Origin of the sequence: Lentzea sp. NPDC059081, from assembly GCF_042738015.1 — a bacterium.
In the GTDB taxonomy this organism is placed as follows: Bacteria; Actinomycetota; Actinomycetes; order Mycobacteriales; family Pseudonocardiaceae; genus Lentzea.
In genome coordinates this window covers 446,733-462,299 of record NZ_JBHYGW010000002.1, presented here as the reverse complement: position 1 = coordinate 462,299, position 15,567 = coordinate 446,733, and the positions used below count along the sequence as shown (strand labels likewise).

Genomic DNA, 15,567 nt, shown 5'->3' with positions numbered 1-15,567 from the left:
GTCAGCTGAGTCCAAGCTGATCTCGGTACCGCCAAGCCAACCTGAGACATGCTTGCGTGTTCGGGGAAACGTCCGGCTCGCGGCAATAGCGGTCAACGGTAGTCGCGTCGAACAGCAGCCCGTTCTTGCGATCACCGGCGATGATGATTCCCTCCTCGTTGCGCACCGGAACCGGAGCGAAGATGCGGTCGAATACCTCCGCGTCTATGACGCACACGGTGAGAAGCTCGGTCTTCCACGGGAGCGGGTCGATCCCGAGCCCCAGAACCTTGACTTGCAATTGCCCTGTAGCCCTTGCCATTTCGAGTTCCCAGAAGGGCGACTCCGAGGCGTAGTCGATCCACCTACCGCCCTGCCCTTGCGCGTCTGGTACTCCGAGCATCTCCTCGGCATACTCACGCATGATGTTCTTCCAAAGGTCGAGATCGCGCGACATCGCCTCGCTCGACACATCGGAGGGTGTGAACTCTCCCGCTGGTATCAGGCCGATCATGGACGCGTTGTTCACGACGTTCTTCGGATCACGTCGATGCAAGAAGAACCCTGCCCGTTCACCGTCGCGCCGGATCGTCAGCGTGTCGATACCAAGGCCGGCCACCCGCCTGCGGAAGTCGAATGGATCCTGCAAGCGTCTGCGATACGGCCTGCGACGTGACGTCTGGGCTTCGAACGCGAGCACCTCGCTGGTGTCGAGGTCTGCGAAGTAAGTGGCCCTGCAGAAGACCATTCGCTTGACGTCCGCGGTGAACTCGGCCTCGATCAGCCGGTAGATCACTCCGTCGAACAACCTCGTCAGTCCCGCGATCTCAACCAGAGCAGTGCTGTACCGAGTAATGGGTGCGATCCGCAGCTTGGCCAGAACCTTGGAGGATGCACGACGCAACTTGGTGACATCATCGAGCTGCCCGTCAAGCCACTCGACCTTGATGTCGGCAAGGTCGAAGGGAACTACGAGCGACCATTCCGGCTTGGTGAGCAACGGCAGGCCAGGTTGGCGTAGGCGCTCCGGGCTCGCCTCCAGCACTCGGCGTGTCAGCGTCCCCTGGTTGTCGCGGAGCGAGCGCAGGTGGTCGAGGAACCGATCCTTTCCCCCCGCCTGTCTCGTAGTTCGCCAGCTCGACCACGCCGCCCATGCCGCTGGCAACGCCAGAACGCCCGCCGCGAGCGCCCCAGCAGCCAGGTAGTCCTGCAGAGTCATGTCGCCTCCCGCTCGACGTTTGTCGTCAGCGGTCATCGATGGCGTTACTTGCGGGAGCGCCAGCTGACCTTCGACGACCCGGCCGCGGGCGGGTCCTTCACGACCACGCGCACGGGCAGCCCGAGGAACGCGCTGAACCGCGCCACGTGCTCGGACAGCCGCTCGACGTCGAAGCCCGGCAGCGGTTGCAGCTCCACGTCCACCGAGGTCTTCTTCATCACCCGCCGCCACAGTCCGGCGATCTGGCCGTCCTCGATGATCGTCGCGTAGAACATGCCGTTGTAGGTGGAGATCGGGATCTCGTCGTAGCGGGTGAAGAACGCGCCGCGGTCCTTGTAGCCGATCACCAGCTCGTCGTAGGCGGGCAGGAGGTAGGTGCCGGAGCCCGGCGTGAGGTCCGGCCGCAGCCAGTACTCCTTGCCGTCGAACTCCTCGCGCACCAGCGAGGGCTTGACGGCCTCGAACCCGCGCGCGGCCTCCCGCACGCCGATGCCGCACCAGTTCGCGAAGTCCGCCAGGGTCGCCGGGGAGTGCGAGCCGAAGAACCGGCCCGCGAGCTCGGCCAGCACCTCGTCGCCCTCCAGCGTCCGCTGGTGGGGTGCCCACTCGTCGAGCAGCACGAAGGTCTGCTCCTTGCCGCGCGGCGGGCCCGGCACGACCACGCCCTCCTGGGCGAGGTTGAGGAACGTGAAGTAGCTCTGCTGCCGGTCGTCCGGGATGCCGATGTCGGCCATCAGGTCGATCATCTCGCGCCGGGTGAGACAGCCGCCGCCGGTCAGCGCCTCCACGAACGTCTTGCGCGCCAACGTCATCAGCTCGGGCGTCATGTTGTGGTACTGCCACACCTTGGGGGTCTGGCGCGCGAGGTAGCGCTGGCTGAACAGGCTCAGCATCCACCGGACGTCCTCGGCGAGGACGTAGTGCACGGTGCCGCGCAGCAGCCAGGTGCGGACGATGCGGCCCGTGCGCAGCGCCTCCTCGACGTCCTGGATCCGCCCGGAGTCCGTGCGCAGGCCGATCGCCCACAACGACTGGCCGTAGTCCTGCCCCTGGACGGCGCCCAGCGACCGGACGACGTCCTCCGGCGAGTCGAGCTGCCCGATGTTGCCGAGGCGCAGCGCCGCGATGTCCATCGGGCCAGTGTCGGCGGTCCCGCTCGAGCGGCGCTCAAGCAGGCCAGCGGCCCGTGTACCCCTCGGCCAGGAACTTCGAGCCCGCCTCAGAGCCGACCACGGATCGCAGCTCGCCGAGCTGCCGCCGCACGTCGAAGTCGGACGCGCCGGGCAGCGCGTGCAGCATCGTCGTCATCCAGTACGAGAAGTGCTGTGCCTTCCAGACGCGGTCCAGCGCGCGGGGCCCGTACTCGTCCAGCGCCTCGGAGTCGTTCTTCAGCAGCGCGCGCTCGATCAGCTCGCTGAGCACGCTCACATCGGCCAGCGCCAGGTTGAGGCCCTTGGCGCCGGTCGGCGGCACGGTGTGGGCGGCGTCGCCGGCGAGCAGCAGACTGCCGTGGCGCATGGGTTCCGCGACGAACGACCGGAAGCGCAGCACCGTCTTCTCGGTGATGGGCCCCTCCTTGAGGGAGAAGCCGTCCGGTCCGGCGACGCGCGCCTGCAGCTCCTCCCAGATGCGGTCGTCGGACCAGTCGTCGGGGTTGGTCTCCGGGTCGCACTGGAAGTACATCCGCTGGTGGGTCTCGGTGCGCTGGCTGATCAGCGCGAACCCGCGCGGCGAGTGCGCGTAGACCAGTTCGGGAGCGCTGCGCGGTGCCTGGGTGATGATGCCGAACCAGGCGAACGGGTACTCGCGAGAGCTGTGCTTGCGCACGGCTTCCGGCACCTCGGCGCGGCAGATCGACCGCGACCCGTCGGCGCCGACGAGCAGGTCGCAGCGCACCTCCTGCTGCTTCCCGTCGCTGTCGGCGAACCGGATCGTCTGCTCGCCGACGTCGACGGACGTGTCGCTCACGCCGAACCGCACGTCGCCGTGGTCGCGTTCCCTGGCGTTCGCGAGGTCGACGAACACGTCGGTCTGCGGGTAGAGCCAGACCGACTCGCCGACCAGCGCCCGGAAGTCGACGCGGTGGCTCTCGCCGCCGAACCGCAGGTCGATGCCCTCGTGCGGGTGCCCGTCGCGCCGCACCCGGTCGGACACGCCGGTGTCGACGAGCAGCCGCGCGCTGTCCGCCTCCAGGATGCCGGCGCGGATCGTGTTCTCGATCTCCCGCCGTGACCTGTTGTCGACGACCACGCTGTCGATGCCGTTGAGCGACAACAGGTGCGAGAGCATCAGCCCTGCCGGTCCGCCTCCGACGATGCCGACTCTGGTGCGCGTCATGAGTGCTCCTCCACGAGCGGGACGTCCAGCAGTGCCTGGAGATCGGTGAGCTCGATGCCGTGCAGGTCGCGCACCACCACGCCGTTCTCGGTGATCAGGAACGTCGCGAGGTCGGTGTAGACGCGGCTGACGCACCGCAGCCCGGTGAGGGGGTACGTGCATTCGCTGAGCAGCTTGGGTTTTCCGTCGCGGGTCAGCAGGTTCATCATCACGAACACCTGCTTCGCGCCCACCGCGAGGTCCATCGCGCCGCCGACGGCCGGGATGGCGTCCGGTGCGCCGCTGTGCCAGTTCGCGAGGTCGCCGCTGGCCGACACCTGGTACGCGCCGAGAACGCACACGTCGAGGTGCCCGCCGCGCATCATCGCGAACGAGTCGGCGTGGTGGAAGTACGACGCGCCCGGCAGTTCCGTGACGGGGATCTTGCCCGCGTTGATCAGGTCGAGGTCGACGTCGTCGCCGTGCGCCTGCGGCCCCATCCCGAGCATGCCGTTCTCGGTGTGCAGCACGACCCCGCTGCCCGGCGCGAGGTGGTCGGCCACCTCGGTGGGCTGGCCGATGCCGAGGTTCACGAACGACCCGGCCGGGATGTCGGCCGCGACGAGCTTCGCCAGTGCCTTCCGGTCGATCATGCCGACCATCCGATGTGGACGACGCGGTTGACGTAGATGCCCGGCGTCACCACGTGTTCGGGGTCGATGTCACCGAGCTCCTCCACCTGCACGACCGTGGTCGTGGCGGCCGCGGCCATGATCGGCCCGAAGTTGCGGCCGGTCTTGCGGTAGACGAGGTTGCCGGCCTCGTCGGACCGGTGCGCCTTCACCAGCGCGACGTCACCCTTGATCGGGTACTCCAGCACGTAGCCCCTGCCGTCGATCACGCGCGTTTCCTTGCCCTCGGCCAGCACCGTGCCGAACCCGGTGGGCGTGAAGAACGCCCCGATCCCCGCTCCGCCGGCCCGGATCCGTTCCGCGAGGTTGCCCTGCGGCACCAGGTCGAGCTCGACCCGGCCCTCCCGGTAGGCGGCGTCGAAGTGCCGCGAGTCGGCCTGCCGCGGGTAGGAGCACACGATCTTCGCGACCCGCTCCTCGCGGATGAGGGCCGCGATCCCGTTCTCCCCCGCCCCGGCGTTGTTGCTGACCACCGTGAGCCCCTTCGCGCCGCTGTCGAGCAACGCCTCGATCAGCTGCACCGGCTCCCCCGCGGGCCCGAACCCGCCGATGAGGACGGTCGCGCCGTCGGCGATGTCGGCCAAGGCGTCCTGCGCCGTGTCGTGAACGTTCACACGCCCTCCTTCAGGACCTGCCGCGCCACCGAGAACGCGTGGTTGGCCGACGGCACCCCGCAGTAGATCGCGCTCTGCAGGATCACCTCGCCGATCTCGTCCTCGGTCAGCCCGTTGCGCACCGCCGCGGCCACGTGCAACCTCAGCTCGTCCCAGTGCCCGCGCGCGATCAACGCCGTGAGCGTGACGGCGCTGCGCATCCGCCGGTCAAGACCGGGCCGCGTCCACACCTCACCCCACGCGTACTTGGTGATGAACTCCTGGAAGTCGCGCGTGAACTCGTCCGGCGCCGCCCGGTCCACGTGCGCGTCCCCGAGCACCTCCCGCCGCACCTTCATGCCGTCGTCGTAGGACACCGCATCTCCTCCAGCACCTCGGCCAGCACACCCGCCACCGCCACGGGATCCTCGACGGGCGGCAGGTGCCCGCACCCGCGCAACACCCGATCCGCGCTCTCGGGCGACACCACGACGTCGTGCTCACCGACCAACACCTTGGTGGGCTTCACACTCACGCCCGCCTCGAACCCGGCCAACGCCTCGCACACGAGTGCGTACGACTCCCTTTCCGTGTCCGCCAACGCCCTGAGCAACCCACCGGCCGTCTGCGGCTCACGGGCGACGAACCCCGGCGCGAACCACCGCTGCGCCGACCCCTCGACCATGACCGGCGTCCCGAGCCGACGCACCACCGCGGCCCGCTCGTGCCACATCTCGGGCGTTCCGATCCTTTTCGCCGCACCGATGCACACGATCACGTCGAACGGGCCGCCGTGCCGGCTCGCCAGCTCGAACCCGACCGCGCCGCCGAACGACACCCCTGCGTAGGCGACCGGTCTGCCGTTGGCCAACGCATTGGTGCGGTTTGTCAGCTCGTCGGCGATGTCCTGCACCGTGAAGGGTTCGGTGGTGGAGCTTCCGGCACCGTGGCCCGGCAGGTCCCAGCCGATGACTTCGCCGCCGATCGTTTGTGCGCACGTCCGCCACAGCATCGCTACCGACGTGCCGAGGGAGGGGCCGACCACGAGCAGCCGGTCGGAGGAGTCGGAGCCGGCGAGCCGGGTCAGGCTCAGCTCAACGCCCATTTCTGTCAGACCCCTTTGAGACGATAGGAGTGGGGACCTCACGCGCCCCCCGGAGGGGGCCGAGGCGGGATCGATTCCGAAGGAGTGCGGCGTCGATGAACGCGTCAGTGGTCCCGAAACGGGCCGCCGGATCAAGCCGATCGCCTCGCTCCGCCGACCACTCCGCGACAGGTCTGAAAGTCGCCTCAGCACGACAGCCGCGCGCGGAAAGCAGGGCATGCGTGGCAGGCAAAGCGCGCGTGGCAGGCAAGCCGGATCCCACCGCGTGCCACCGCAGTCGCCGCCCAACTGGTGACTCCCAGACAGGCCACGGCATTCCGGCAGCACGCGCCACAGGCCGTTCCAGGCTCAGCTCAACGCCCATCACGCCACCTGCCCACCGCCGCGTCCACGAACACCCCGGCCGCCCCGAGATACTCCGCCGGATCCGCCCCTCCACCCCGCTCCGCCAGCAACTCCCCCGCCGCCTCCCCAGCCCGCCGAGCCATCACGTCCGCATGCACCTCGAGCCCCTCCACCAACTCCGCGGCCTGCGACGACGCCACCACCGCCAACTCCAGCAACGACCGCAGCGCCGGCCACTCCGCGTGCCAAGCCCCGTCCGGACGCTCGTCCACCGCACGCGCCGCGCACAGGTGCAGCTGCGCCCCCAGCTGCGGGGCCTGCAAAGCCGCGGAGTTCACCAGCACGGCGAGCACCGGGTTCCGCTTGTGCGGCATGGTCGACGACCCGCCCCGACCGGCCACCGCGCCCTCGGACACCTCGCCGATCTCAGGACGGCCCAGCGTCAGCACGTCCGCCGCCAGCACGCCGAGCACGTCGCACACCCGCACCAGCGCGTCACCGAGACGGGTCACCGGCGCCCGGTAGGTGTGCCAGGGCAGGTCCGAAGACGCCAAACCCAAGTACCGCGCGAACAAGGCAGCCGACTCCACAGGCGAGGAAGCGCGCGACAACGTTCCCGCCGCGCCCCCGCATTGCACCGGCAGCACCACCGCCGCAAGCTCGTCCAGCGAGTCCAGCACGCCCACGAGCCAGCGCGCCGCCTTGAGCCCGAACGTGATCGGCACGGCGAACTGCGTCAGCGTCCGGCCCGCCATCACCGACGAACGGTGCTCCGAGGCCAGCGCGGCCAGTGCGGCCGCCACGCGGTCCAGGTCCGCCGTGACGCGGTCGAGCACCCCGCGGGCCAGCAGCATGAACGCCGTGTCGAGCACGTCCTGGCTCGTCAGTCCTGTGTGGACCGGGACGGAGACCTGGGAGCGCAACGCGGACACCAGCGGCAGCACCGGGTTGCCGGCGGCCTCGATCTCGACGGGGTCCAGCACCGGCACCGAGACGGAGATCGTCGAACCGAGCACGCGCGCCCACGCCACCTCGACGTCGACCATCGCGCGCACCAGGGCCGCGTCGTCGGCCAGGCCGGCGGCGCGATGAGAGCCGGGGAGCACGGTCACGTCCGCGGGTACTTGAAGAACACGGTCTCGGACGGGCCCTGCAGGTGGATGTCGAACCGCAGCCGGCCGTCGTCCTCGCGCGTGGCCACCAGCCCGTCGATCGCGTCGGCCGCACCGGGCAGGTAGATGCGCGTGAACAACCGGTCCAGCAGGCCGCGCGCGAACACCGTCACCGCGAAGAACGGCAGGCCCGGCTCGACCGTGCTGAACCAGTAGTGCCCGGCGCCGTCGGTGCAGCTGCGTCCCCAGCCGGTGAACCCGGCGCCGCGCCGCCGCAGCGACCCGCCCGCCTTCGGCACGACGCCGGACGCGTCGGCCTGGCGGATCTCGATCATCGCGTCGGGCACCGGTGCCCCGGCGCCGTCGAGGACGTGGCCGTGCAGCACCACGGATCCGGCCGAGCCCAGCGGCACCAGCTCGGAGTCGCCGGGGAACGCGAGCGCGTGGTGGAAGAACGGGCCGACGGTCTGGCCGGGGGTGGCCTCAGTCATCGGAAGGCTCCAGGTAGGTCGCGTGGCTGCCGGTCAACACGATGTCCCACCGGTAGCCGAGCAGCCACTCGTGCTCGGACCGGGAGTGGTCGTAGGACGCGACCAGCCGCGCCAGCGCCGCGGGATCGGTGATCGACTGGGCGATCGGGTCCAGCGCCAGCAGCTGGTCGCCGGGGAAGTACATCTGGGTGATCAGCCGCTGGGTGAAGTCCGTGCCGAACAGCGAGAAGTGGATGTGCGCCGGCCGCCAGGCGTTCTGGTGGTTGCGCCACGGGTAGGGGCCGGGCTTGATCGAGGTGAACGAGTACCAGCCGTCGTCGTCGGTGAGGCACCGGCCGACGCCGGTGAAGTGGGGGTCGAGCGGTGCCGGGTGCTGGTCGCCCTGGTGCGCGTAGCGGCCGGCGGCGTTGGCCTGCCAGATCTCCACGAGCTGGCGGCGCACCGGCCGTCCGTCACCGTCGAGGACGCGGCCCTGCACGCGGATGCGCTCGCCGATCGGGTCGCCGCCCCGCTGGACGGTCAGGTCGGACTCGACGGCGGCCACGTCGGAGTGGCCGAAGACCGGCGCCACCAGCTCGGCGCCCTCGGGGTCGACGAGCTGGAGCTCCTTGGTGGGGTGGCGCAGCTGCGTGCTGCGGTAGGGGGCGAAGTCCAGCAGCGGCGCCCCGCCCGGCGAGTCCGCGTGGATCGTCGCGATCTCGTCGCTGATCTCGTGCTGGCTGCTCGTCACGGGACCGGACGTTAGGCTCGCGAACGGCTCGGCGTCGACCGGACCTTTCCGCTGAACGGAAACGCATCGGACTCGGCGCGACCGGTCAGGTAACCGATCTCCCGCCTCGGCCGATACCGCACGTGCGGTGGCCGACACGACGCGGAGGACGCGAATGGCCGTGTTCCTGTCCTACAGCAGCAAGGACCGGGCGTTCGTCCGGCGCCTGGCGGCGGATCTCCGCAGGGCCTCGGTCGAGGTGTGGGTGGACGAACGCGAGCTGCGGATCGGGGAGAGCCTGGCGGCGATCGGCACCGCCATCGCGGACGCCGCCTTCCTCGTCGTGGTGGTGTCGGCGTCCGCGGCGAACTCGTTCTGGGTGCAGCAGGAGCTCGACCTCGCGGCGGAGTCCGGAGTTCCGGTGCTGCCGGTCCTCGTGGAGGACGTCCCGCCGGCGTGGGCGCCGCGGCTGTCGGAGTTGGCGCACGCCGACTTCCGGCGCCCCGCCGAGTACCGGCGCGCCGTCCGCCGGCTGATCTGCGGGCTCCGCGGTGTGCCCGTCCGCGGCAGCTTCCTGCGCGCCAAGGAGGCCGCCGCGCTCGTCCGCTCCGAGTTCGCCCCGGCGGGCGACCTGTTCGGGATCTCCCAGCAGGGCGTGGCGCAGCTGTACTCGCTCGCGAACATGCGGGACTGGGAGTTCGCCGACGCCATGGACGGCACGAGCCGGTTCTGGGTCGTGGAGTTCCACGAGGCGGGCACGGGCCGGATCCGGGCCTTCTCGGTGATCGACGGCGTGGTGCACGAGTTCACCGACCTCTACCGCTACGACGCCGACCCCGCACCGCTCGACGGGTCGATGATCACCATGTCCTGCGCTGTGAACCACCTCGACAACCGGATGACGGAGGAGCAGGCGCGCGAGCACATGGCCCGGCACGCGGACCAGACCACCGAGGTCAGCAGGAGGTACGTGCTGTTCCGGCCGGTGCCGTTGACGCGCCGGTTCGTCGACTCGGACGTCGCGGTGGCCGCCGCGCTCGCGGCGGGACCGGAGATCCCGCGCGGCGACGACCTGATGGTCATGACCAGGCTCGAACGCGACAAGCGCAACGACCTGCGCCCGACCTGGACCGTGGCGTTCTTCGACCCGACGCTGACCGAGAGCGTGCGCGCCGTCGCGGTCGACGCGGACACCGGCGAGGTGCTGACCGCGGCGGCGCGCACCGAGCTGATCAACGCCGACTTCCTCTCCGTGCGGAGCAACGGCGACGGCGGGTACACGCTCTCGATGGCCAACCAGTTCCGCGCCGCCGGCAACCACGTCTGGGACATCCCCCGCAGGCTCACCGCGCGGCAGGCGCTGCTGATGGCGACCGAACTGCTGACGGACCGGTGGGGCGACCGGACCTGGCAGCTCGCGTTCCTGTCGAACACGGGCGTCGCCGGGTCCGCGCGAGGTGTCGCCGACCCGGCCGACGCGCTCACGACCAGTGCCGGCTGGGCGGGACAGTGGGTGGTGGAGGTGTGCGGCGGGGACGCGACACCGGTCAGCGAGGGCGACAGGAGCGGTTTCGCCTACGAGTACCGGAAGATCCTGTGCACGGTCGCGTCCGGCGCGGTCGACGTCTCCGACCACGACACGCTCGCGCTGACCGCCGCCTTGGCCGACACCCCGTGCCAGGACTCGACCCGCTGGTGGAAGCACTGGACCGCGCCAGGGAACTCGCGATCCGGCAGTTCGGCACCGGGTTCACCGCGCTGTCGGTCGCCCTCGCGCGCACTCCTCCGGCAGCGGCCTGGCGCTTCGGCTTCCACCGCGACCGGGACCTGGTCGAGGAGGTCGTCGTGTCGGGCGACGGCACGCGGGTCGTCCGGTGATCAGCCGGTCGTGCAGGGCGCGTCGTTCAGCGTGAACGACTCCGGCGCCGAGTTCGGCCCGGACACCGCGCCGTTGAAGCCGATCGACACCGACCCGTTGGCGACGATCAGCGCCGCGTAGTCGGCGTTGGTCACGCTCACCTCCGCGCCCGACTGGGACGCGGTGGCGTTCCACATCTGCGTCACGGTCTGGCCGTCGGCGAACCGCCAGCGCAGCGTCCACCCGTTGATCAGCACGTCGCTCACGTTCCGCACGGTCACGTCGGCCTGGAACGCGCCGGGCCACTGGCTGCCGACCCGGTAGACGACCACGCACGGCGAAGGCGGCGGCGCAACGGTCGGCGGCGTGGACGGCGCCGCGCAGCTCGGTCCCCACAGGCCTGCTTTCGCCTGGGACGCCTTGGTTTCCGCCTCGGTCAACGGTCCGCCGTCGACACCCGCGACGCGCAGCATGCCGGCCCGGACCGCCGCGAGCGCGTAGTCGGTGCCGTCCGGCAGCGCCAGCGAGATCTCGCCGGAACGCACGCTGGTGGCGGTGAGATCCTTGCCCTGCAACGTCTTCACGGCGAACTCGCGGGCCGCGGCAGCAGCGCACGGCGGCGGTTCGGCGAGGAACGAGACGCGAACCCGTGTGCCGTCGGCGAGGTCGACGGTGCGGCCGTCCACGACGCCACTCACCTTTGTGGACTGAGCCTTCGCGTCGGAGGAGCCGCGCGGGGCGGCGACGGGCCTTCCGTCCTGCTCGGCCGTGCACGCGGCGGTGAGCAGGGTCAACAGCACCAAGAAGTGCTTCCGTGCTGCCATAGATCAACTCTATCGGCGGTGGCAGCCTCCGCAATCGGCTGTTCGGAGTTGATCAACTCGGGCTTTCGGAGTCCGTGAACGGTGAACGCGCGCCTCCGCCCAACCGCGACGGCCCCCGGTTCCGTCCCCTGAGCACGAACCGTTGCGCGGGAGGTCGCCTGCCGTTCACCGGCTCGTGGTGCCCAGCCGAAATGATCACCCCTGCAACACACCCTGCCGATGGAGGTCTGAAGTGCACACCCTGCCACCGCACCGGACACGTCGCCTGCTCGCCGCCTTCGCCGTCGTCGCGTCCGTTCTCGGCCTGACCACGGCCGTCGCGCCCTCGGCCGACGCCGCCGTGTACAGCTCCTGCACGCAGTCGCGCTGCTCCGCGGCCCGTTCGGCGAACTCGACCTGGTCGTCGAAGGGCTACCCGGCCTCGCGCGGGTGGTACAGCTGGCCGACCGGGCAGTGCAACTACGCCGGCGGCACCTTCCAGAACCGCGAGGGCCAGCTGCCGTCCGGGCACAGCTACCAGGAGTTCGACGTCTACCCGCGTGCCTGCAACGCCTCCCGCGACGCGTACCGGATCGTCGTCGACCGCACGAACGGCTCGGTGTACTTCTCGCCGGACCACTACGCGAACTTCTACCGCCTCTAGAAGCGGCCTCACCTGGCGCTGCGGTCGGCCCACGACCGCAGCGCCCACCAGGTGTGCAGCGTCGTCAGCACGTGGGAGCGCTCTCCGCACGGGGTGTCGCCGAGGTCGGCACCGGTCAGCTCCACCAGCCGGTCGAGCCGGTACCGCACGGTGTTGGCGTGGATGTGCAGCGCCGCGGCCGTCGCGCTGAGCCGGCCGCCGTGGTCCAGGTAGCACAACGCCGTCGCCACCATCTCGTGGTGGAACGAGCTCTTCTGGTCGAGCGGGCCCAGCACCGCGTCCGCGAGCACGCCCGCCAGCGCGGGGAACGCCGCGAGAGCGGTCTCACCGGCGAGGTCGGTGAGCATCCGCACGCCTCCCGACGACGCGACCGGCAACGCCTTCGCGCACAGCGAGTACATGGCGCGCAACGACTTCAGCGTCGTCGCCGGGGACACCACGAGCAGGTCGTCCGACGCCGCGGGCGGCACGTGCGTGAGTCCCGCCAGCCGTCCCTCGACCAGTCCGAAGACACCGCCGGCCGTGTGCAGGCGTTGTTCCAACGTCCGCGCGTGGCTGGGATCGGTCACCCCGGACACCACGCAGTGATACCGACCATCGGGCCTAAGACCCGCACGGGCCAGTTCCGACGTGTCGGGGAACTCGCCGGACACGAGCAGCCGGCGCAGCACCTGGGCGTTCAGATCACGCGCCGTGCGGGACAGTTGCAGCTCGGCGGTGTGGTACCCGCTGACGATGTGCCGTTCGACCGCGCCGACGTAGTGGTCCAGGCCGATCATGAAGTCCAGGATCGTGCCGTCGTCGACGCCCATCGACCGCGCCAGCTCCACGGCCGCGCGGATCAGCTCGGTGCGTCCGGCGTGCACCCCGCGCAGCAGACCCGCCATGGACACGCCCTGAGCGGCACGGTCGGCCCCCAGCGCGAGCGCGGCGGAGAAGTCGCCGTCGTCGGGTGAGCCACCGCGTTCGAGGTGCGCGATCCCCTCGGACAGCAGGAACGCGATGTGGCGCCGGTTCTCCTCGCTGGGCAGCCGGGCGACCTCCGGCGAGCTGCCCCTGGCGGCGCCGACGACCCGGTCGACCACCTTGTCGTCCGCGGCGACGGCTTCGAGCACCTGGCGGACCATCGCGGACAAACCCGGCACGTCGCCTCGCAGACATCGCGTTGTGCGACGGCCACAACACAGCCGTCGCCGTTTGGCGGCGGGACCCTATGCCCCGCTCCGCGGTTACTGGTTAGTTGCTTTACGCGAGAGTAATTCGCGTTGGCACCACCCTTCAACGAGGAAGGCCCTGGGATGTCAGACCGGAACATCAGCCGCCGCAACCTCCTGGCCGCGACCGGTGCGATCGCCGCGACCGCGACGCTGGGGCAGACCATCGCGGGAGCGGCCCCGAGAGTCGACGCGGACGTGATCGTGGTCGGGCACGGCCTGGCCGGTCTCGTCGCCACCTCCGAGCTCGCCGCGGCCGGCCGCAAGGTCCTGCTGCTCGACCAGGAACCCGAGGCCAGCCTGGGCGGACAGGCGTTCTGGTCGCTCGGCGGCCTCTTCTTCGTCGACTCCGCCGAGCAGCGGACCGCGGGCATCAAGGACTCGCTGGACCTCGCCCGCGCCGACTGGTTCAACACCGCCGGGTTCGACCGCGGCGTGGGCAACCCGCTGGGCGAGGACTACTGGGCGGCCAAGTGGGCGGAGGCCTACCTGAACTTCGCCGCGGGCGAGAAGCGCTCGTGGCTCTACGGCCTGGGCGTGCGCTGGGTGCCGATCGTCGGCTGGGCGGAACGCGGCGGCCAGCTCGCCGACGGCCCCGGCAACTCGGTGCCGCGCTTCCACATGACGCTCGGCACCGGTCCCGGCGTCATGGAGCCGTTCGAGAAGAAGGTCCGCGACGCCGTGCGCGACGGCAAGGTCACCTTCAGGTTCCGGCACCAGGTCGACGGCCTGATCGTCACCAACGGCGCCGTCACGGGCGTGCGCGGCAGCGTCCTCGAACCCAGCAGCGCGGCCCGCGGCGTCGCAAGCTCCCGCACCAAGATCGGCGACTTCGAGCTGCACGCGCCGATGGTCGTCGTCACCTCCGGCGGCATCGGCGCCAACCACGACCTGGTGCGCCGCAACTGGCCGGCCCGCCTCGGCCCCGCGCCGCAACGCCTGGTCACCGGCGTGCCCGCCCACGTCGACGGCAGGATGCTGGCGATCACCGAGCTCGCCGGCGGCCGGATCGTCAACCGCGACCGCATGTGGCACTACACCGAGGGCATGATCAACCACACGCCGATCTGGCCCGGTCACGGCATCCGCGTGCTGGCCGCGCCGTCGTCGATGTGGTTCGACGCCCGCGGCAAGCGCTTCGCCAACCCCGGCATCCCGTCGCTCGACACCCTCGGCACGCTCGAGCTGATCGGCAAGTCCGGCTACGACTACTCGTGGTTCATCCTCAACAAGAAGATCATCGACAAGGAGTTCGTGCTCTCCGGCTCCGAGCAGAACCCCGAGATCACGGCCAAGAACCTGATCGCCTACCTCGCGATGCGCCTGCTGACCAGCACGCCGCCGCCGGTGAAGGCGTTCATGGACAAGGGCGTCGACTTCGTCGTCAAGAACAACCTGCCCGACCTGGTGGCGGGCATGAACGCGCTGACCGGCCAGAACCTGGTCGACCTGGACGAGCTGCGCCGCCAGATCGTGGTGCGCGACCAGCAGGTCGACAACCCGTTCACCAAGGACCTCCAGGTGATGGGCATCCGCAACTCGCTGGCCTACAGCGGCGACAGCCTCGCCCGCACCGCGCCGTTGCACAAGATCCTCGACTCCGGCTCCGGCCCGCTGATCGCGATCAGGATGAACATCCTGACGCGCAAGACGCTGGGCGGCCTGCAGACCGACCTGCAGGGCCGCGTGCTCGGCTCGACCGCGCAACCGATCCCCGGCCTGTACGCGGCGGGCGAGGTCGCCGGGTTCGGCGGTGGCGGCGTGCACGGGTACCGCGCCCTGGAAGGCACCTTCCTCGGCGGCTGCCTGTTCTCGGGACGCGCGGCGGGCCGGGCGGCAGCCGCCGAGAGCGCCTAACGCCGGGGCGTCGCGGGGCCTGCGGTCTCCTCCCCTGCCGACCGCAGGCCCGCGAGCACCACGGTGACGAGGCCGTCCGCCTCGGACCGCCAGTTCGGCCGGTCGTGGGCCGCGCCGATGCCGTGCAGCGCCATCATGACGGCGCCACCGTCCACGTCCGCGCGGACGGACCCCTCGCTCACCGCTGTGTCCAGCAGGTCGAGCACGGCCCGTTCCAGCGCCTGGCTGCCCTCCGCGAGCGCGCTCGCCCGTGAGCCCATCAGCGTGGCCAGCGTCTGCGCGAGCCCCCGGTGGTCGTCCAGGTAGTCGACGAAGCCGCGCAGGAACGACGCCAGGGCGTCCACCGCGGGCAGGTCCTCCTTGAGCTGCCGGACCCGGTCGCACAGCGCGGTGACCTCCTCGCGGAAGACCGCCTCCGCCAGCTCCTCGCGCGTCGGGAAGTGGCGGTACAAGGTCCCGACACCCACCCCCGCCAGGCCCGCGAAGTCGTCGAAGCGCAGGTCGAAGAAGCTGCCCGCGTCGAACATCTCCCTGGCCTTGGCGAGCAAGGCGTCCCTCTTGCGCCGGGCATCGGCGCGCAGCGGCTTGACCGGGTCCACGTGACACCTCT

Annotated in this window: 15 protein-coding genes and 1 pseudogene; 3 read left to right on the top strand and 13 right to left on the bottom strand. The window is 70.6% G+C overall.

Going from position 1 to position 15,567, the window contains the following annotated elements; all coding sequences use genetic code 11:
• Position 1 precedes the first annotated feature (1 nt).
• The 10 genes from ACFWV3_RS06785 to pcaH all read right to left on the bottom strand — a co-directional run bounded on the left by ACFWV3_RS06785 (position 2) and on the right by pcaH (position 8,582).
• Entirely contained in the window at positions 2-1,198 is a 1,197-nt protein-coding gene (locus tag ACFWV3_RS06785) for a hypothetical protein (protein WP_382409085.1), read from the bottom strand.
• 44 nt (positions 1,199-1,242) lie between these two features.
• Entirely contained in the window at positions 1,243-2,331 is a 1,089-nt protein-coding gene (locus ACFWV3_RS06780; protein WP_382409083.1) for a winged helix DNA-binding domain-containing protein, read from the bottom strand.
• 34 nt (positions 2,332-2,365) lie between these two features.
• Positions 2,366-3,535, bottom strand: coding sequence for a 4-hydroxybenzoate 3-monooxygenase (locus ACFWV3_RS06775; RefSeq protein WP_382409081.1), 1,170 nt, complete (start codon positions 3,533-3,535; stop codon positions 2,366-2,368).
• Positions 3,532-4,176: a 3-oxoacid CoA-transferase subunit B gene (locus ACFWV3_RS06770; protein ID WP_382409079.1), complete on the bottom strand. Its 645-nt coding sequence runs from the start codon at positions 4,174-4,176 to the stop codon at positions 3,532-3,534. Before ACFWV3_RS06770 ends, ACFWV3_RS06775 begins: the two co-directional genes overlap by 4 nt.
• A complete protein-coding gene (locus tag ACFWV3_RS06765; protein WP_382409077.1) occupies positions 4,164-4,820 on the bottom strand; it encodes a 3-oxoacid CoA-transferase subunit A in 657 nt (218 codons plus the stop codon). The genes ACFWV3_RS06770 and ACFWV3_RS06765 overlap by 13 nt, the downstream gene beginning before the upstream one ends.
• Positions 4,817-5,158 (bottom strand): carboxymuconolactone decarboxylase family protein, encoded by a 342-nt coding sequence (locus ACFWV3_RS06760; protein WP_382409377.1) that lies wholly within the window; start codon positions 5,156-5,158, stop codon positions 4,817-4,819. Before ACFWV3_RS06760 ends, ACFWV3_RS06765 begins: the two co-directional genes overlap by 4 nt.
• On the bottom strand, positions 5,155-5,904 hold the full coding sequence (locus ACFWV3_RS06755) for an alpha/beta fold hydrolase (protein ID WP_382409075.1): 750 nt from the start codon (positions 5,902-5,904) through the stop codon (positions 5,155-5,157). Before ACFWV3_RS06755 ends, ACFWV3_RS06760 begins: the two co-directional genes overlap by 4 nt.
• 353 nt (positions 5,905-6,257) lie before the next feature.
• Positions 6,258-7,361, bottom strand: coding sequence for a lyase family protein (locus tag ACFWV3_RS06750; protein ID WP_382409073.1), 1,104 nt, complete (start codon positions 7,359-7,361; stop codon positions 6,258-6,260).
• Positions 7,358-7,852, bottom strand: coding sequence for a protocatechuate 3,4-dioxygenase subunit alpha (gene pcaG / locus ACFWV3_RS06745; RefSeq protein ID WP_382409071.1), 495 nt, complete (start codon positions 7,850-7,852; stop codon positions 7,358-7,360). The genes ACFWV3_RS06750 and pcaG overlap by 4 nt, the downstream gene beginning before the upstream one ends.
• On the bottom strand, positions 7,845-8,582 hold the full coding sequence (gene pcaH, locus ACFWV3_RS06740) for a protocatechuate 3,4-dioxygenase subunit beta (RefSeq protein WP_382409069.1): 738 nt from the start codon (positions 8,580-8,582) through the stop codon (positions 7,845-7,847). The genes pcaG and pcaH overlap by 8 nt, the downstream gene beginning before the upstream one ends.
• Positions 8,583-8,736: 154 nt before the next feature.
• Between pcaH and ACFWV3_RS06735 the strand changes: the two are divergent.
• A pseudogene (locus tag ACFWV3_RS06735) lies at positions 8,737-9,087 on the top strand (toll/interleukin-1 receptor domain-containing protein); the annotation flags it as partial.
• A gap of 1,352 nt (positions 9,088-10,439) precedes the next feature.
• Here ACFWV3_RS06735 and ACFWV3_RS06730 read toward each other — a convergent pair.
• Complete coding sequence (locus tag ACFWV3_RS06730; protein WP_382409067.1) at positions 10,440-11,243, bottom strand: cellulose binding domain-containing protein; 804 nt, start codon at positions 11,241-11,243, stop codon at positions 10,440-10,442.
• Between the two features lie 232 nt (positions 11,244-11,475).
• Here ACFWV3_RS06730 and ACFWV3_RS06725 point away from each other — a divergent pair, with 232 nt between their 5' ends.
• Positions 11,476-11,886 (top strand): ribonuclease domain-containing protein, encoded by a 411-nt coding sequence (locus ACFWV3_RS06725; protein WP_382409065.1) that lies wholly within the window; start codon positions 11,476-11,478, stop codon positions 11,884-11,886.
• A gap of 8 nt (positions 11,887-11,894) precedes the next feature.
• On the opposite strand, the gene ACFWV3_RS06720 is transcribed toward ACFWV3_RS06725, so the two are convergent.
• Complete coding sequence (locus ACFWV3_RS06720) at positions 11,895-13,031, bottom strand: PucR family transcriptional regulator (RefSeq protein WP_382409063.1); 1,137 nt, start codon at positions 13,029-13,031, stop codon at positions 11,895-11,897.
• Between the two features lie 153 nt (positions 13,032-13,184).
• Here ACFWV3_RS06720 and ACFWV3_RS06715 point away from each other — a divergent pair, with 153 nt between their 5' ends.
• Positions 13,185-14,957 (top strand): FAD-binding dehydrogenase, encoded by a 1,773-nt coding sequence (locus ACFWV3_RS06715; protein ID WP_382409061.1) that lies wholly within the window; start codon positions 13,185-13,187, stop codon positions 14,955-14,957.
• Here the strand turns inward: ACFWV3_RS06715 and ACFWV3_RS06710 are convergent.
• On the bottom strand, positions 14,954-15,556 hold the full coding sequence (locus ACFWV3_RS06710) for a TetR/AcrR family transcriptional regulator (RefSeq protein WP_382409059.1): 603 nt from the start codon (positions 15,554-15,556) through the stop codon (positions 14,954-14,956). The genes ACFWV3_RS06715 and ACFWV3_RS06710 overlap by 4 nt on opposite strands.
• Positions 15,557-15,567 lie beyond the last annotated feature (11 nt).